This window comes from Kumtagia sp. (assembly GCF_059502445.1).
Map to the genome: position 1 here is coordinate 1 of NZ_JCACER010000066.1, position 13,397 is coordinate 13,397.

Genomic DNA, 13,397 nt, shown 5'->3' on the forward strand with positions numbered 1-13,397 from the left:
CACTCTGGATTCCGGGTTCCGCTGCGCGGCCCCGGAATGACGACGCAGAGCTGTCCGCCCCTCCGATACAACTCATATGCGATAGCCGTGCCCTCAAGGGGGGAGATTGGCATGCGAAGGAGCGTGCTTCTTCGGGGTCAATCGCATGACCCGCATCATCACCGCCCAACCGCTCACCCGCGAAAACTTCGCCGAGTTCGGCCAGGTCATAGAGATCGGCGGCGACGATCATTTCCCGATCAATGGCGGCAAGGCGGAACGCTTTCACGCGCTGGCGGCGGCGGACGCCGCTGGTCACAACGCCCGCGTGCTGATCTCGACCGTGCGCGGCACGCCCTACGAATTCCCGCTGAAGCTCGCCATGGTGGAGCGCCATCCGCTCGGCAGCCAGGCCTTCATCCCGCTCGACCGGCGGCCCTTCCTGGTGGTCGTCTGCCATGACGAGGACGGCAGGCCGGGCATGCCGCATGCGTTCCTGACCGCGCCCGGCCAGGGCATCAACTACCCGCGCAATTCCTGGCACGGCGTGCTGACGCCGATCGGCGAGGCGCAGGATTTCGCCATCGTCGACCGCGGCGGCGACGGCAACAATCTGGAGGAATTCTTCTTCGAGGAACCCTACGAAATCCGCCTGCCGGAGGCCGCGCGATGAGCGACGGTTCCCTGATCACCCGGCTGCTCGACGTGATCGAGCACGACATCGTGCCGAAGACCGAAGCCGGCGTGGCGCACGGCAACAAGCTGTTCGGCGCGGCGATCCTGCGCAAGGAGGATCGCGGCCTGGTGCTGGCGGAGACCAACAACGAGACCGAAAACCCGCTCTGGCACGGCGAGGTGCATTGCCTGAAGCGCTTCTACGAACTGCCCAGGGCGGACCGGCCGGACACGAAGGACTGCCTGTTCGTCGCCACTCACGAGCCGTGCTCGCTCTGCCTGTCGGCCATCACCTGGACCGGCTTCGACAATTTCTACTACCTGTTCAGCCACGAGGATTCGCGCGACAGCTTTGCCATCCCGCACGATCTGAAGATTTTGAAGGAGGTGTTCACCCTCGATCCCGGCGGCTACCGGGCCGAGAACGCCTATTGGAAGAGCTTTTCCCTCCGCAAGCTGGTGCGCGACCTGCCGGAGGCCGACCGCGCCAGGCTGGAAGCCCGCATTGCCGGCATATCGAAGATCTATGACGGGCTTTCGGCCGAATACCAGGGCGGCAAGGCCGACAACGACATCCCGCTGAACTGAGCTTCCCGACGGTGCGCCGGCCGAGTTCGAAGAGGTGCGCCCGCGGCGGAACGGCCTATTTCGGCGCGTTGGCCTTCAGCCACGCCTCCATCTGGTCGATCTCCTTCTCCTGCGCGGCGACGATGTCGTGGGCGAGCTTGCGGATCTCGGGGTCCTTGCCATGCGCGATCACCACCTTGGCCATGTCGATCGCCGCCTGGTGGTGTGGGATCATGCCGCGCACGAAGTCGACGTCCGGATTGCCCGAATAGGGCATCTTCGACATGGCCTGATGCATGACGTCCATGGCGCGGCGATAGCCGGCCTCGGCCGCGCCGGCATGGGTGTTGGCTGCCGCGTCGGCGCCGTGGCCGCCGTGGTCGGTCTGGGCGAGCGATGCGCCGGCGACGAAGGCGGCCAGCGTCAGGGCGGACGCGGCGAGAAGAATCTTGCGGATCATGGGTGTCCTTTCAGGCTTCGAGTGTTCGGTTGGGCCTTTTGCCCGGCACGTCAATGCCCGGCACGTCAGTGGCGGTGCCCGGCAAGCCCGTCGATAATGGGGCAGTCCGGCCGGTGGTCGCCGTGGCAGGCCTCGACCAGGTGGCTGAGCGCGGCGCGCAGTTCCGCCAGCTCGGCGAGCTTGCGGTCGATCTCCGCCAGCTTGGTCTCGGCCAGCGCCTTCACCTCGGCGCTTTCCCGCTCCCGGTCGCCGTAGAGCGACAGCAGCTGGCGGCATTCCTCGACCGAGAAGCCGAGGCTGCGCGAGCGCTGCAGGAATTTCAGCCGGTGCACGTCGGCGGTCGAATAGTCGCGGTAGCCGTTGCCGGCCCTGTCGGGCCGGAGCAGGCCGATATCCTCGTAGTAGCGGATGGTCTTGGGCGGCAGCCCGGATTTTTCCGCGGCGGTTCCGATGTTCACGGTCAGTCTCCAGTATTCGCTTGCAGCAGGCTAAACCTTCCACCTGCTGGAAGCTCAAGGCCCATATCGGTGCGACCGCTCACAGCTTCAAGCCGCGCAGCCGGAGCGCGTTGCCGATCACCGAGACGGAGGACAGGCTCATCGCCGCCGCCGCCAGCATCGGCGACAGGAGCGTGCCGAAGATCGGGTACAGAACGCCCGCCGCGATCGGCACGCCGACGACGTTGTAGACGAAGGCGAAGAACAGGTTCTGGCGGATGTTGCGCAGCGTCGCGCGCGCCAGCCGCCTTGCCCGCACGATGCCGGAGATGTCGCCCTTGAGCAACGTGATGCCGGCGCTTTCCAGCGCCACGTCGGCGCCCGTGCCCATGGCGATGCCGACATCGGCGGCGGCCAGCGCCGGCGCGTCGTTGACGCCGTCGCCTGCCATGGCTACGCCCGCGCCTCGGCCGCGCAGCTCCTCGACCAGCCGGTGTTTTGCTTCCGGCGTCATGTCGGCGCGCACCTCGTCGATGCCGAGCCTGGCAGCCACGGCCCTAGCGGTCACCGCATTGTCGCCGGTGGCCATGACGATCCTCAGCCGGCTGTCGTGCAGGGCGCGGATCGCATCGGCGGCATTGGCCTTGATCGGGTCGGCCACGGCGACGATGCCGGCCGCCTTGCCGTCCACGGCGACGAACATGGCCGTGCGCCCGTCGGCGCGCAGCCGGTCGGCCCGTTCGGATAGCGCACCGTGATCGGCGCCGATGTCGCCCATCATCGCGGCATTGCCGAGCGCGACGGCGCGGCCATCGACCGTGCCCCTGACGCCCTTGCCGGTGACGGACTCGAAATCCGTCACCTTCCCGACCGTCGTGCCGCGCTCGCGCGCACCCTCGACGATGGCCTCGGCAAGCGGATGCTCGGAACCCTGCTCCAGCGCGGCGGCGAGGGACAGCAGCTCCGCCTCGTCAAAACCCTCCGCGGCAACGACATCGGTCAGCTTCGGCCGGCCTTCGGTGAGCGTGCCGGTCTTGTCGACGATGAGGGTGTCGACCTTGGACAGCCGCTCCAGCGCCTCGGCGTCCTTGACCAGCACGCCGGCCTGGGCGCCGCGCCCGGTCGCCGTCATGATCGACATCGGCGTGGCGAGCCCGAGCGCACAGGGGCAGGCGATGATCAGCACCGATACCGCCGCGACGATGGCGTAGACCAGGCTGGGCTGCGGCCCGAACAGCGACCAGGCGATGAAGGCGAAGACCGCGACCAGCACGACCGCCGGCACGAAATAGTAGGAGACGCGGTCGGCCAGGCCCTGGATCGGCGCGCGGCTGCGCTGAGCCTTGGCGACCATCTCGACGATGCGCGACAGCATGGTGTCGGCGCCGACCTTTTCGGCGCGCATGACCAGCGTGCCGTTGCGGTTGAGCGTGCCGCCGGTCAGCGCATCGCCCTTGTCCTTCCCGACGGGCAGCGGCTCGCCGGTGAGCATCGATTCGTCTACCGAGGAGCGCCCGTCCTCGACCACGCCGTCGACCGGCACGCTCTCGCCGGGCCGCACGCGCAGCAGGTCGCCGGCCTGCACCGCGTCGAGTGGCACATCCGTTTCGACGCCGTCGGCGCCGATCCGCCGGGCGGTCTTCGGCGCGAGGTCGAGCAGGGCGCGGATCGCCGATCCCGTGCGCTCGCGCGCCTTGAGCTCCAGCACCTGGCCGAGGAAGACCAGCGCGACGATCACCGCCGCCGCCTCGAAATAGACCGGCACGGCGCCGCCGTGGCCGCGGAACTGGTGCGGGAAAATGTCCGGGAATAGCGTCGCGACGACGCTGTAGAGATAGGCCGCGCCGACGCCGATCGAGATCAGCGTCCACATGTTCGGGCTGCGGTTGAGAACCGACTGCCAGCCGCGATGGAAGAACGGCAGCGCCGCCCACAGGACGACGGGCGTGGCCAGCGCCAGCTCGAGCCATACGGCAGTGCGCTCGCCCAGCCAGTCGCGCACCGGCAGGCCGAGCATCGGCCCCATGGTGATGAGAAGCAGCGGCACCGACAGCGCCGCGCTCACCCAGAAACGCCTGGTGAAGTCGACCAGCTCCGGGTTCGGGCCTTCCTCGCCGGTCGGCACGCCCATCCGCTCCAGTGCCATACCGCAGAGCGGGCAGGAGCCGGGGCCGTCGCGCACGATCTCCGGATGCATCGGGCAGGTGTATTTCGTGCCCTTCGGCGCCGGCGGCTCGGGCTGCCGCTCGCCAAGATAGTTTTCCGGCGCCGCCTCGAATTTTTGCTTGCAGCCGGCCGAGCAGAAATAATAGCCGCGCCCCTCGTGCCGATGGAAATGCTGGGCGTCGGCGCGCTGCACCGTCATGCCGCAGACCGGGTCCTTCGCTTCCAGATAGGCGTCGGGATCCGCCTCGAACTTGGCCCTGCAGCCGGCCGAGCAGAAATGGACGGTGCGCCCGCCATGCTCCAGCGTCGGCTTGCCGGCTTTGGGATCGACGGTCATGCCGCAGACGGGGTCGCGCAGCACGGCGTGTGCGGCCGGCGCCTTGCCCGCGCAGCAATGATGGTCATGATGATGGTGATGGGCCACGCCGCGTACCTTTCCCTGCTATCTGGGAAGGCAACGTAATGTTTCCAGTCGCTGGAAGGTCAAGGGGACGATTGCCGCGTCTCGGCGACGAATTTCCGGCTTGTCCGAGCCCGGCTGGCATCTCAGGCCGGCGCCAGACACGCTCGCCCCGCTACGCCGCCAGCCCGGCCTGATACATCGGGCCGCCGCGCCAGGCTGGGTAGCCGTAGCCGTTGATCAGCACCAGGTCGATGTCGGAGGCCCGCAGCGCGATGCCCTCGTCGAGGATCTTGCGGCCCTCCGCCGCGATCGCCGTCATGATCCGCCCGACGATCTCGTCGGGGCCGAAGCGGCGGCGGACATGGCCGCCCTGACGCGACACCGCTTCGATCAGCGCCGTCACCTCCGGGTCGACCGCCTTGCGGCCGCCGGCATAGGAGTAATAGCCCCTGCCGGTCTTCTGGCCGAAGCGGCCGGCTTCGCAGAGGCGGTCGGCAATGACGACATAGCGCTCCGACGGATCGCGTGTCGCCGCGTTGCGCTTGCGTCGCGCCCAGGAGATGTCGAGCCCGGCGAGGTCGTTGACGGCGTAGGGCCCCATCGGGAAGCCGAATGCCTCGATCGCCGCGTCGATCTCGTGCGGCAGCGCGCCTTCCTCCAGCATGAAATCGCAATGCTGGCGGTATGTCGTGAAGATGCGGTTGCCGATGAACCCTTCGCAGACGCCGCTGACGACACCGAGCTTGCCGAGCCGCTTGACCACGGCGAGGCCGGTGGCCAGTACTTCGGGACTGGCCGACGCGGTGCGCACCACCTCGACCAGCCGCATGACGTTTGCCGGCGAAAAGAAATGCAGGCCGACGAGACGCTGCGGGTTGGCGACCACCTCGGCGATCACGTTGGGATCGAGATAGCTGGTGTTGGTGGCGAGGATCGCATCGGGCCGCACGATGCCGGAGAGCGCGGAAAACAGCTCCCGCTTGACGTCGAGGTCGTCGAACACCGCCTCGATCACCAGGTCGCTGCCCGACAGCGCGGCGCGGTCGGCGAAGAAGTTCATCCGCCCCAGGCGCTCCGCCTTGCCGGCCGCGTCGATCCGCCCCGACTTGACCATCCGGTCATAGAGGCTCTCGACGCGTGACCGGCCGGCTTCGGCCGATGGCTGGTCCCGTTCCACGACCATGACGGAATAGCCGGCATCGGCGAAGGAGACGGCTATGCCCGCCCCCATCAGCCCGGCACCGACCACGCCGACGTTTCCGATCGCGCGCGGCGCGACGTCCTCCAGGCCGGGAATCTTGCCGGCGGCTCGTTCGGCGGCAAAGACATAGCGCAGCGCCGCCGCCTGCTCCGAGCCGACGAGCTCCAGGAATTTTGCACGCTCGCGCGCCAGTCCCTCGGAGAGAGACAGGTCGGCCGCAAGCCTCACCAGGCGCGCCGCCTCGCCCGGAGAAATCTGGCCGCGCGCCTTCCTGTCCGCCGCGGCGATCTGCGCGGCAGCTTGCTGCTCGTCGAAGGGCGGCACCGGCAGGTCGCCGGTGCGGCGCAGCGGCTTTCCCGCCAGCTCGCGTGCAAAGGCCGTCGCGGCGGCGATCAGCCCGCCCTCGGCGATGCGGTCGATCACGCCGAGTTTTTGCGCCTCGCCGGCGGAGATGCGCCGGCCGCTGGCCGCCAACTCGATGGCGGTCACCATGCCGGCCAGCCGCGGCAGCCGCTGCGTGCCGCCGGCACCGGGCACGATGCCGAGCTTCACCTCCGGCAGGCCGAACGAAGCGTCTTCAACGGCGATGCGGGCGTGGGCGGCGAGCGCGATCTCGAAGCCGCCACCGAGCGCCGTTCCGTGCACGGCGGCAACGACCGGCTTGGCCGAGTTCTCGATCGAAAGCACCACGTCGGGCAGGAACGGCGGAACGGGCGGCTTGCCGAACTCCTTGACGTCGGCGCCGGCAACGAAGGTTTTTCCGGCGCAGGCGATGACGATCGCCGCAATGGCGGGATCGGCGTTGGCGGTCGCGAGTGCGTCCACCACCCCGGCGCGCACCGCCTGCGATGCGGCATTGACCGGCGGGTTGTCGATCAGGATGACGGCGACATCGCCGTCGCGGCTCAGGCTGACGCTCATGCCGGCTCAGTCCGGGACCACGGCGGTGGCCTGGATCTCGACCAGCGCCTCGTCCTCGACAAGGCCGGAAACCTCGACCACGGCCATGGCCGGAAAATTGCGGCCCATCGTCGCCCGGTAGGCGGCGCCGATCTCCTTGAGCGACGCGGAGTAGACTTTTCGGTCGAGCACGTACCAGGTCAGGGTCGTGACATGCTCGGGCCCGGCGCCGGCCTCGCGCAGGATCGCGACGATGTTCTCCAGCGCCTGCCGCACCTGGCCGGGCAGGTCATGCGCCTCGAACCTGCACTGGGCGTTCCAACCGATCTGGCCGCCGACGAAGACGGTGCGCCCGCGCGCCTCGATGCCGTTGGCGTAGCCGATGGGCTTGGCCCAGCCTTGCGGCTGCAGCACGCGGTGGGGTGTCCCGGCTGGGGCGTGGTCGGTCAGTTTGGCTATGGTCATGATGGCTTCCGGTCGGTCGAGGGGGCGGCCGTTACGGCGCGCCCGATGATCAGCTTCTGCACTTCCGTGGCGCCCTCGTAGATGCGCAGCGCCCGGATCTCGCGGTAAAGACGCTCGGTGATCTCGCCGACCCGCACGCCGCGCCCGCCGAAGAGCTGCAGCGCCTGGTCGATGACCCATTGCGCGTTCTCGGTGGCGGTCAGCTTGGCCATGGCGGCCTCGCGCGTGGTCGGCAGCTTCTGCACGTCGCGGCGCCAGGCGGTGCGGGCGGTCAGCAGCGCCGCCGCGTCGATCGCCGTCGCCATCTCTCCGAGCGTGCTCTGCGCCGTCGGCAGGTCGGCCAGCGTCGCGCCGAACATCTTTCGCGTCCGCGCATGGGCGGCCGCCTCGTCGAGGGCGCGGCGGGCGAAGCCGAGCGCCGCAGCCGCCACCGACGGGCGGAAGATGTCGAGCGTGCGCATGGCGATCTTGAAGCCTTCGCCCGACGTTCCCAGAAGCTGCGACGCCGGGATGCGGCAGGCGTCGAGGCGGATGCGGGCCAGCGGATGCGGGGCGATGGTCTCGATGCGCTCGGCGATGGTGAAGCCGGGCGTGTCGGCGAACACGACGAAGGCCGATATGCCGCGCGTGCCCGGCGCCTCGCCGGTGCGGGCAAACAGCGTGTAGACGTCGGCGATGCCGCCATTGGAGATGAAGATCTTGTCGCCGTCGAGCACGTAGGCGTCGCCGTCACGGCGGGCGGCGCAGGCCATGGCCGCGACGTCCGACCCGGCCTCCGGCTCGGTCAGCGCGAAGGCCGAGATCAGCTCGCCTCTGGCGACCTTCGGCAGCACGCGACTCTTCAGCTCGTCCGAGCCGGACAGGCTGATCGCCCCGGTGCCCAGCCCCTGCATGGCGAAGGCGAAGTCGGCCAGCCCGTCGGCATAGGCCAGCGTCTCGCGGATGGTGCAGAGCGCCCGGCTGTCGATCGCGTCGGAAGTTCCGCCGAATGCCCGCGGCACACAGTGACGAAGGATGCCGGCGTCGCCGAGCCGCTTCACCAGCGCCTTGCAGGCGGCATCGGCATCGGCGTGGTCGATCGTGCCGAGGCCGCCGCCGGCGACGAAGCGGTCGAGCTCGCCGGCAAGCCGCCGGTGCTCGTCGCCGTAGAACGGCCAGTCGAGGTGGTCGCGTGCCGGGCCGGCGGCCGGGGCGGAAGAATGCGCCGTCATCGCTCAGTCACCCTTGAAGTCGGGCTTGGCCTTGGCGGCGAACGCCTCGAAGGCGCGGCGGAAGTCGCCGGTCGCCATGCAGATCGCCTGCGCCTGCGCTTCCGATTCGATCATCTCCTCGATGCCCATCGACCATTCCTGGTCGAGCATCTTCTTGGTCATGGAATGGGCGAACCATGGCCCGTCGGCGAGGTTGCGGGCAAAGCGGCGGGTCTCGTCCAGCAGCGCGGCACGATCGTGAAGGCCGTTGTAGAACCCCCAGGCATGGCCTTCGGCTGCCGTCATCACCCGGCCGGTGAACAGCAGCTCGGCGGCCCGGCCCTGGCCGATGATGCGCGGAAGGATGCCGCAGGCGCCCATGTCGGCGCCGGCCAGGCCGACGCGGGTGAACAGGAAGGCGGTTTTCGCTTCCGGCGTGGCGAGGCGATAGTCTGACGCCATCGCCAGGATGGCGCCGGCGCCGGCGCAGATGCCGTCGACGGCCGCAAGAATCGGCTGCGGGCAGGCGCGCATCTGGCGCACGAGGTCGCCGGTCATGCGGGTGAAGGTCAAAAGATCAGGCATCGTCATCCTGGTGAGCGGCTCGATGATCTCGAACACGTCGCCGCCGGACGAGAAGTTGTTGTCCGCGCCGGTCAGCACCACCGTTCGTACATCGCTTGCCCAGCGCAGCGACCGGAACAGGTCGGCCAGCTCCTCGTAGCTGTCGAAGGTAAGCGGGTTCTTCTTCTCCGGACGGTTCAGCGTGATGGTGGCAACGCGGCCGTCAGCGTCGGTCTCGAAGCCGAAATGCCGCGCCTGATGGCCCTTGAACGGGCGCTTCTTGTCCTGGATCGCGTTGCTCATGCTCATGCCTTTCCGTCCCTGCGAACCCCCGCTATCGCGCTCAGTCGTTGGCCGAGGGCGGCAGGAACTCGACTTCGTGCTCCGCCGAGATCCGCACCACCTCCGCGGGGTCGGCGAGGTTGTGCAGCTTCTCGAACAGCTGGTCGAGCATGCGCGTCGGCGACACCCAGAACAGCGCGCGCGTCGGCTTGTCCGACTTGTTGAAATAGCCGTGCGGGATGCCGCGCGGCATGCGTACCAGATCGCCGGCCTTCGCCTTGACCCACTGGCCGTCGAGCTTCAGGTCCAGCTCGCCTTCCTGGACCAGGATGAATTCGTCCTGGGTCGGATGGATGTGGACCGGCACGAACTGGCCGGGCGCGCTGTTGGTCTCGAAAGCGAAGGTCGAGTCGCAGATCGCCTTGGGAAAGTACACCTGCCCAAGAATGTTCCAGGTCGTCTCGCGGTAGCCGGCGCCGTCGCGGGTTATGCCTTTGTCCAGTGTTGCTTCCGTGGTCATGTCTGCTCCTCCCTCTGGTTTTGCCGTTTTGGGTTTTCGGGCGCGTCGTCAGCCGCTCATGACCTCGCCGCCGGCGACCGGGATCGCCTGGCCGGTGACTGCGGACGACTTCTCCGACACCAGCCACAGCACCGTGTCGGCCACTTCCTGCGGCGTGACCAGGCGGCCCTGCGGATTGACGCGGGCGAGGCTGGCGCGGGCTTCGTCCCGGCTGCGGCCGGTCTTGCCGGCGATGGTCTCGACCGCGCCGGCGATCAGCGGCGTGTCGGTGAAGCCCGGGCAGACCGCGTTGACGGTGACGTCGGTGCGCGCCAGCTCCAGCGCCAGCGCGCGGGTCAGGCCGACCAGCCCGTGCTTGGACGCGCAATAGGCCGACACATAGGCATAGCCGGTCAGTCCGGCGGTGCTGGCGACGTGGACGATGCGGCCGTTGCCGGCGCGCCGGATCGACGGCAGCAGCGCCTGCGTGACCAGGAAGGCGCCGGTGAGATTGATGCCGATCACCCGGTTCCACAGGTCGAGCCCGGTCTTGTCGAACGGCGCCGACGGCGCCTCGCCGGCGCAGTTGACCAGCACGGCGACGTCGCCGCCGGCTTCAAGCGCCCGTGCGACACCCTGCTCCACCGCCCGCGGGTCGGCGACGTCGAAGCCGTCGACGACCGCGCTCGTGCCGCCTGTCGCGGCGATCTCGCGGCCTACCTCCTCGAGCGGTCCGGCGCGGCGGCCGGCCAGCGAGACGCGGTGGCCGCTCGCCGCGAGGGCCAGCGCGACCGCCCGGCCGATGCCGCTGCCGGCGCCGGTGACCAGGGCGTGGCGGCCGGCGCTCATCCTGTTGCCCTTGCGCGATTCCGGCGGGTCATCGCGGCTTGCCCGCCTCGGCGGCCGCAGCGGCGGCGCGCGCGAGATTGTTCTCGTACTGCGCCCGCGCCGAATAATACTGCTTCGGCCATGCCTGCCCGGCGAAGCCGATCCTGGCGGCCTCGTGCAGCACGAAGGACGGATCGGCGAGGTGCGGACGCGCCACGGCGCAGAGGTCGGCGCGGCCGGCGGCGATGATCGAGTTGGCGTGGTCGGCCTCCGAGATGGCGCCGACCGCGATGGTCGGCATGCGGATCTCGTTGCGTATCTTGTCGGAGAACGGCGTCTGGAACAGGCGGCCGTAGACCGGCTTCTCCTCCTTGACCACCTGGCCGGACGAGCAGTCGATCAGGTCGGCGCCGGCCTCCTTGAACATGCGGGCGAAGATCGCCGCGTCCTCCGGCGTGTTGCCGCCCTCGAACCAGTCGTTGGCGGAGAGGCGCACCGACATCGGCCTGTCCTCGGGCCAGACGGCGCGGACGGCGCGGAAGACCTCCAGCGGGAAGCGCGCCCGCGCCGCGTGATCGCCGCCATACTCGTCGCCGCGCACATTGGTGAGCGGCGACAGGAAGCTCGACAGCAGATAGCCATGCGCGGCGTGCAGCTCGAGCATGTCGAAGCCGAGTTCGGCGGCGCGCCGCGTCGCCGCTACGAAGTCTTCGAGAACCCGGTCCATGTCGGCGCGCGTCATCGCCCGCGGCACTTGCGAGTTCTTGAGGTAGGGGATCGCCGAGGCCGAGATCAGCGGCCATCCGCCCTCGTCGAGCGGCTGGTCGATGCCCTCCCATGCCAGCCGCGTCGCGCCCTTGCGGCCGGCATGGCCGAGCTGGATGCCGATCCCGGCGGGCGTCTGGTTGTGGACGAAATCGACGACGCGCTTCCACGCCGGCATCTGCTCGTCGCTCCACAGGCCGAGGCAGCCGGGGGTGATGCGCGCGTCCGGCGACACGCAGGTCATCTCCGGGAAGATCAGCGCCGCCCCGCCCATGGCGCGGGCGCCGAGATGGACGAGGTGGAAGTCGCCCGGCAGGCCGTCGACCGCCGAGTACATCGCCATCGGCGACACCATGATGCGGTTGGCGAGCGTCAGGCCGCGCAGCTTGAAGGGCGTGAACATCGGCGGCGGCACGGCGCCGTTGGCGGCAGGATGGATGCCGGCGCGCTCGGCGAACCAGCGCTCGTAGCCCTCCAGCCAGGCCTTGTCGCGCAGGCGCAGGTTCTCGTGGCTGATGCGCTGAGAGCGGGTCAGCATCGAATACATGAACTGCTCGGGCTCGAGCGTGTCGGCATAGCGGGTGCCGACCACCTCGAACCATTCCATGGCGTTGCGCGCCGCGTTCTGGATGCGCGCCACGTCGACCCGGCGCACCTCCTCGTAGGCCGCGAGCACGGCCGGGATGTGCTTCGCCTCGTGGCCGGCGATGTCGAACTGGCGGGTCAGCTCGATGGCGTCGTCGATGGCGAGTTTCGTGCCGGAGCCGATGGCGAAATGCGCGGTGTGGGCGCTGTCGCCCATCAGCACGACATGGCTGCGGCCGTTGAAATGGCTCCACTTGTCGCAGATCAGCCGGCCGAAATTCAGCCAGGCCGAGCCGCGCAGGTGGCGCGAATTGCTCATCAGGCTGTGGCCGTCCAGCGTCTCGGCGAACAGCTTTTCGCAGAAGGCGATCGACTGGTCCTGGTCCATTTCGTCGAGGCCATGCGCCTTGAACACGTCCTCCGTCGTCTCGACGATGAAGGTCGAGGTGTTGGCGTCGAAGCGGTAGACATGCGCTTGGAACCAGCCGTGCTCGGTCTTGCGGAAGTCGAAGGTGAAGGCGTCGAACGGCTTGTCGGTGCCGAGCCAGACGAAGCGGTTCGGCCGCATCAGCATGTCCGGCTTGAACACGTCGGCATATCGGGCGCGGATGCGCGAATTGACGCCGTCGGCGGCGATGATCAGGTCGGCGTCGGAAAATTCCGCGTCGCTCTCGACCTCGTGCTCGAACACCAGCTCGACGCCGAGTTCCTTGCAGCGGTCCTGCAGGATGTTCAGCATCTTCTTGCGGCCGATGCCGACGAAGCCGTGGCCGGAGGTGCGGATCTTGCGGCCCTTGAAGACCAGCTCGATGTCGTCCCAGTGGTTGAACGCCACCTTGATGGCCTCGGCGGTCTTCGGATCCCACTGCCGCATCGACTGCATGGTGGCGTCGGAGAAGACCACGCCCCAGCCGAAGGTGTCGTAGGGCCGGTTGCGCTCGACCACGGTGACGCGGTGCTCGGGGTGTCGGCTCTTCATCAGCAGGGCGAAATAGAGTCCCGCCGGGCCGCCTCCGATACAGACTATCCGCATGGCCGTCCTCCGGTTGGTCGAGCTGGGCGCGGGCGCACGGATTCGCTGCGCCGACCCCTGCACACAAGGTGGACTCGATCGCGAGAAATTTCAAGCTTAAAGTTTTTTTGTACCATCGGCTGCGGCGCCGACCGTCCCGCTGCCCCTCACCTGCCTGCTGGCATCCTCTCCCTGTGAAGAACGGCTACCGCGTTCACACATCTGATAGGATGCCGTCGGCGCCGGAGCACTTCACAACCGGTACGGCATGGATCCTAGGGTCTTCGCCTCCGCTGCGCTCCGGCTCCGCCCTAGGATGACGAAGGCGTTGATGTTACAGGCTAATCGCAACCGTTAAAGGCTCACGGGCCGCTGGCGAGTAGCCGAACCATTCCACCTTTCGTCATCCTATGGCGGAG

The 13,397-nt window shown here is 68.6% G+C and carries 12 protein-coding genes; 2 read left to right on the forward strand and 10 right to left on the reverse strand.

Annotated features, from left to right (window positions below; translation table 11 throughout):
• Window positions 1-145 precede the first annotated feature (145 nt).
• A complete protein-coding gene (locus AC5JDC_RS18585; protein ID WP_495843465.1) occupies window positions 146-652 on the forward strand; it encodes an ureidoglycolate lyase in 507 nt (168 codons plus the stop codon).
• On the forward strand, window positions 649-1,242 hold the full coding sequence (locus AC5JDC_RS18590) for a nucleoside deaminase (RefSeq protein ID WP_495843467.1): 594 nt from the start codon (window positions 649-651) through the stop codon (window positions 1,240-1,242). The genes AC5JDC_RS18585 and AC5JDC_RS18590 overlap by 4 nt, the downstream gene beginning before the upstream one ends.
• A 55-nt stretch (window positions 1,243-1,297) precedes the next feature.
• Here AC5JDC_RS18590 and copM read toward each other — a convergent pair whose 3' ends face one another.
• The 10 genes from copM to AC5JDC_RS18640 all read right to left on the reverse strand — a co-directional run bounded on the left by copM (window position 1,298) and on the right by AC5JDC_RS18640 (window position 12,999).
• Window positions 1,298-1,681 carry a CopM family metallochaperone gene (copM, locus tag AC5JDC_RS18595; RefSeq protein ID WP_495843469.1) on the reverse strand — a complete coding sequence of 128 codons (384 nt, stop codon included), beginning with the start codon at window positions 1,679-1,681 and terminating at the stop codon, window positions 1,298-1,300.
• A gap of 65 nt (window positions 1,682-1,746) precedes the next feature.
• On the reverse strand, window positions 1,747-2,139 hold the full coding sequence (gene cueR / locus AC5JDC_RS18600) for a Cu(I)-responsive transcriptional regulator (protein ID WP_106773089.1): 393 nt from the start codon (window positions 2,137-2,139) through the stop codon (window positions 1,747-1,749).
• 79 nt (window positions 2,140-2,218) lie between these two features.
• A complete protein-coding gene (locus AC5JDC_RS18605) occupies window positions 2,219-4,708 on the reverse strand; it encodes a heavy metal translocating P-type ATPase (RefSeq protein ID WP_495843471.1) in 2,490 nt (829 codons plus the stop codon).
• A gap of 151 nt (window positions 4,709-4,859) precedes the next feature.
• A complete protein-coding gene (locus AC5JDC_RS18610) occupies window positions 4,860-6,809 on the reverse strand; it encodes a 3-hydroxyacyl-CoA dehydrogenase NAD-binding domain-containing protein (RefSeq protein ID WP_495843474.1) in 1,950 nt (649 codons plus the stop codon).
• A 6-nt stretch (window positions 6,810-6,815) separates the two neighbouring features.
• Window positions 6,816-7,253, reverse strand: a complete 438-nt coding sequence (locus AC5JDC_RS18615; RefSeq protein ID WP_495843476.1) for a RidA family protein — start codon at window positions 7,251-7,253, stop codon at window positions 6,816-6,818.
• A complete protein-coding gene (locus AC5JDC_RS18620; protein ID WP_495843478.1) occupies window positions 7,250-8,464 on the reverse strand; it encodes an acyl-CoA dehydrogenase family protein in 1,215 nt (404 codons plus the stop codon). Before AC5JDC_RS18620 ends, AC5JDC_RS18615 begins: the two co-directional genes overlap by 4 nt.
• Window positions 8,465-8,467: 3 nt before the next feature.
• Window positions 8,468-9,310 carry an enoyl-CoA hydratase family protein gene (locus tag AC5JDC_RS18625; protein ID WP_495843480.1) on the reverse strand — a complete coding sequence of 281 codons (843 nt, stop codon included), beginning with the start codon at window positions 9,308-9,310 and terminating at the stop codon, window positions 8,468-8,470.
• Window positions 9,311-9,350: 40 nt separating this feature from the next.
• Window positions 9,351-9,809, reverse strand: coding sequence for a cupin domain-containing protein (locus AC5JDC_RS18630; protein WP_495843482.1), 459 nt, complete (start codon window positions 9,807-9,809; stop codon window positions 9,351-9,353).
• Window positions 9,810-9,857: 48 nt separating this feature from the next.
• Complete coding sequence (locus AC5JDC_RS18635; protein WP_495843484.1) at window positions 9,858-10,637, reverse strand: SDR family NAD(P)-dependent oxidoreductase; 780 nt, start codon at window positions 10,635-10,637, stop codon at window positions 9,858-9,860.
• A 28-nt stretch (window positions 10,638-10,665) separates the two neighbouring features.
• Window positions 10,666-12,999 (reverse strand): bifunctional salicylyl-CoA 5-hydroxylase/oxidoreductase, encoded by a 2,334-nt coding sequence (locus tag AC5JDC_RS18640; RefSeq protein WP_495843486.1) that lies wholly within the window; start codon window positions 12,997-12,999, stop codon window positions 10,666-10,668.
• Window positions 13,000-13,397: the final 398 nt, after the last annotated feature.

What these genes read in the sequence shown, in the direction of transcription:
- AC5JDC_RS18620 (WP_495843478.1), bottom strand. Translation starts at nt 8,464, where the DNA reads ATGACGGCGCATTCTTCCGCCCCGGCCGCCGGCCCGGCACGCGACCAC.
- AC5JDC_RS18635 (WP_495843484.1), bottom strand. Translation starts at nt 10,637, where the DNA reads ATGAGCGCCGGCCGCCACGCCCTGGTCACCGGCGCCGGCAGCGGCATC.
- AC5JDC_RS18610 (WP_495843474.1), bottom strand. Translation starts at nt 6,809, where the DNA reads ATGAGCGTCAGCCTGAGCCGCGACGGCGATGTCGCCGTCATCCTGATC.
- copM (WP_495843469.1), bottom strand. Translation starts at nt 1,681, where the DNA reads ATGATCCGCAAGATTCTTCTCGCCGCGTCCGCCCTGACGCTGGCCGCC.
- AC5JDC_RS18640 (WP_495843486.1), bottom strand. Translation starts at nt 12,999, where the DNA reads ATGCGGATAGTCTGTATCGGAGGCGGCCCGGCGGGACTCTATTTCGCC.
- AC5JDC_RS18625 (WP_495843480.1), bottom strand. Translation starts at nt 9,310, where the DNA reads ATGAGCAACGCGATCCAGGACAAGAAGCGCCCGTTCAAGGGCCATCAG.
- AC5JDC_RS18630 (WP_495843482.1), bottom strand. Translation starts at nt 9,809, where the DNA reads ATGACCACGGAAGCAACACTGGACAAAGGCATAACCCGCGACGGCGCC.
- AC5JDC_RS18585 (WP_495843465.1), top strand. Translation starts at nt 146, where the DNA reads ATGACCCGCATCATCACCGCCCAACCGCTCACCCGCGAAAACTTCGCC.
- AC5JDC_RS18590 (WP_495843467.1), top strand. Translation starts at nt 649, where the DNA reads ATGAGCGACGGTTCCCTGATCACCCGGCTGCTCGACGTGATCGAGCAC.
- AC5JDC_RS18615 (WP_495843476.1), bottom strand. Translation starts at nt 7,253, where the DNA reads ATGACCATAGCCAAACTGACCGACCACGCCCCAGCCGGGACACCCCAC.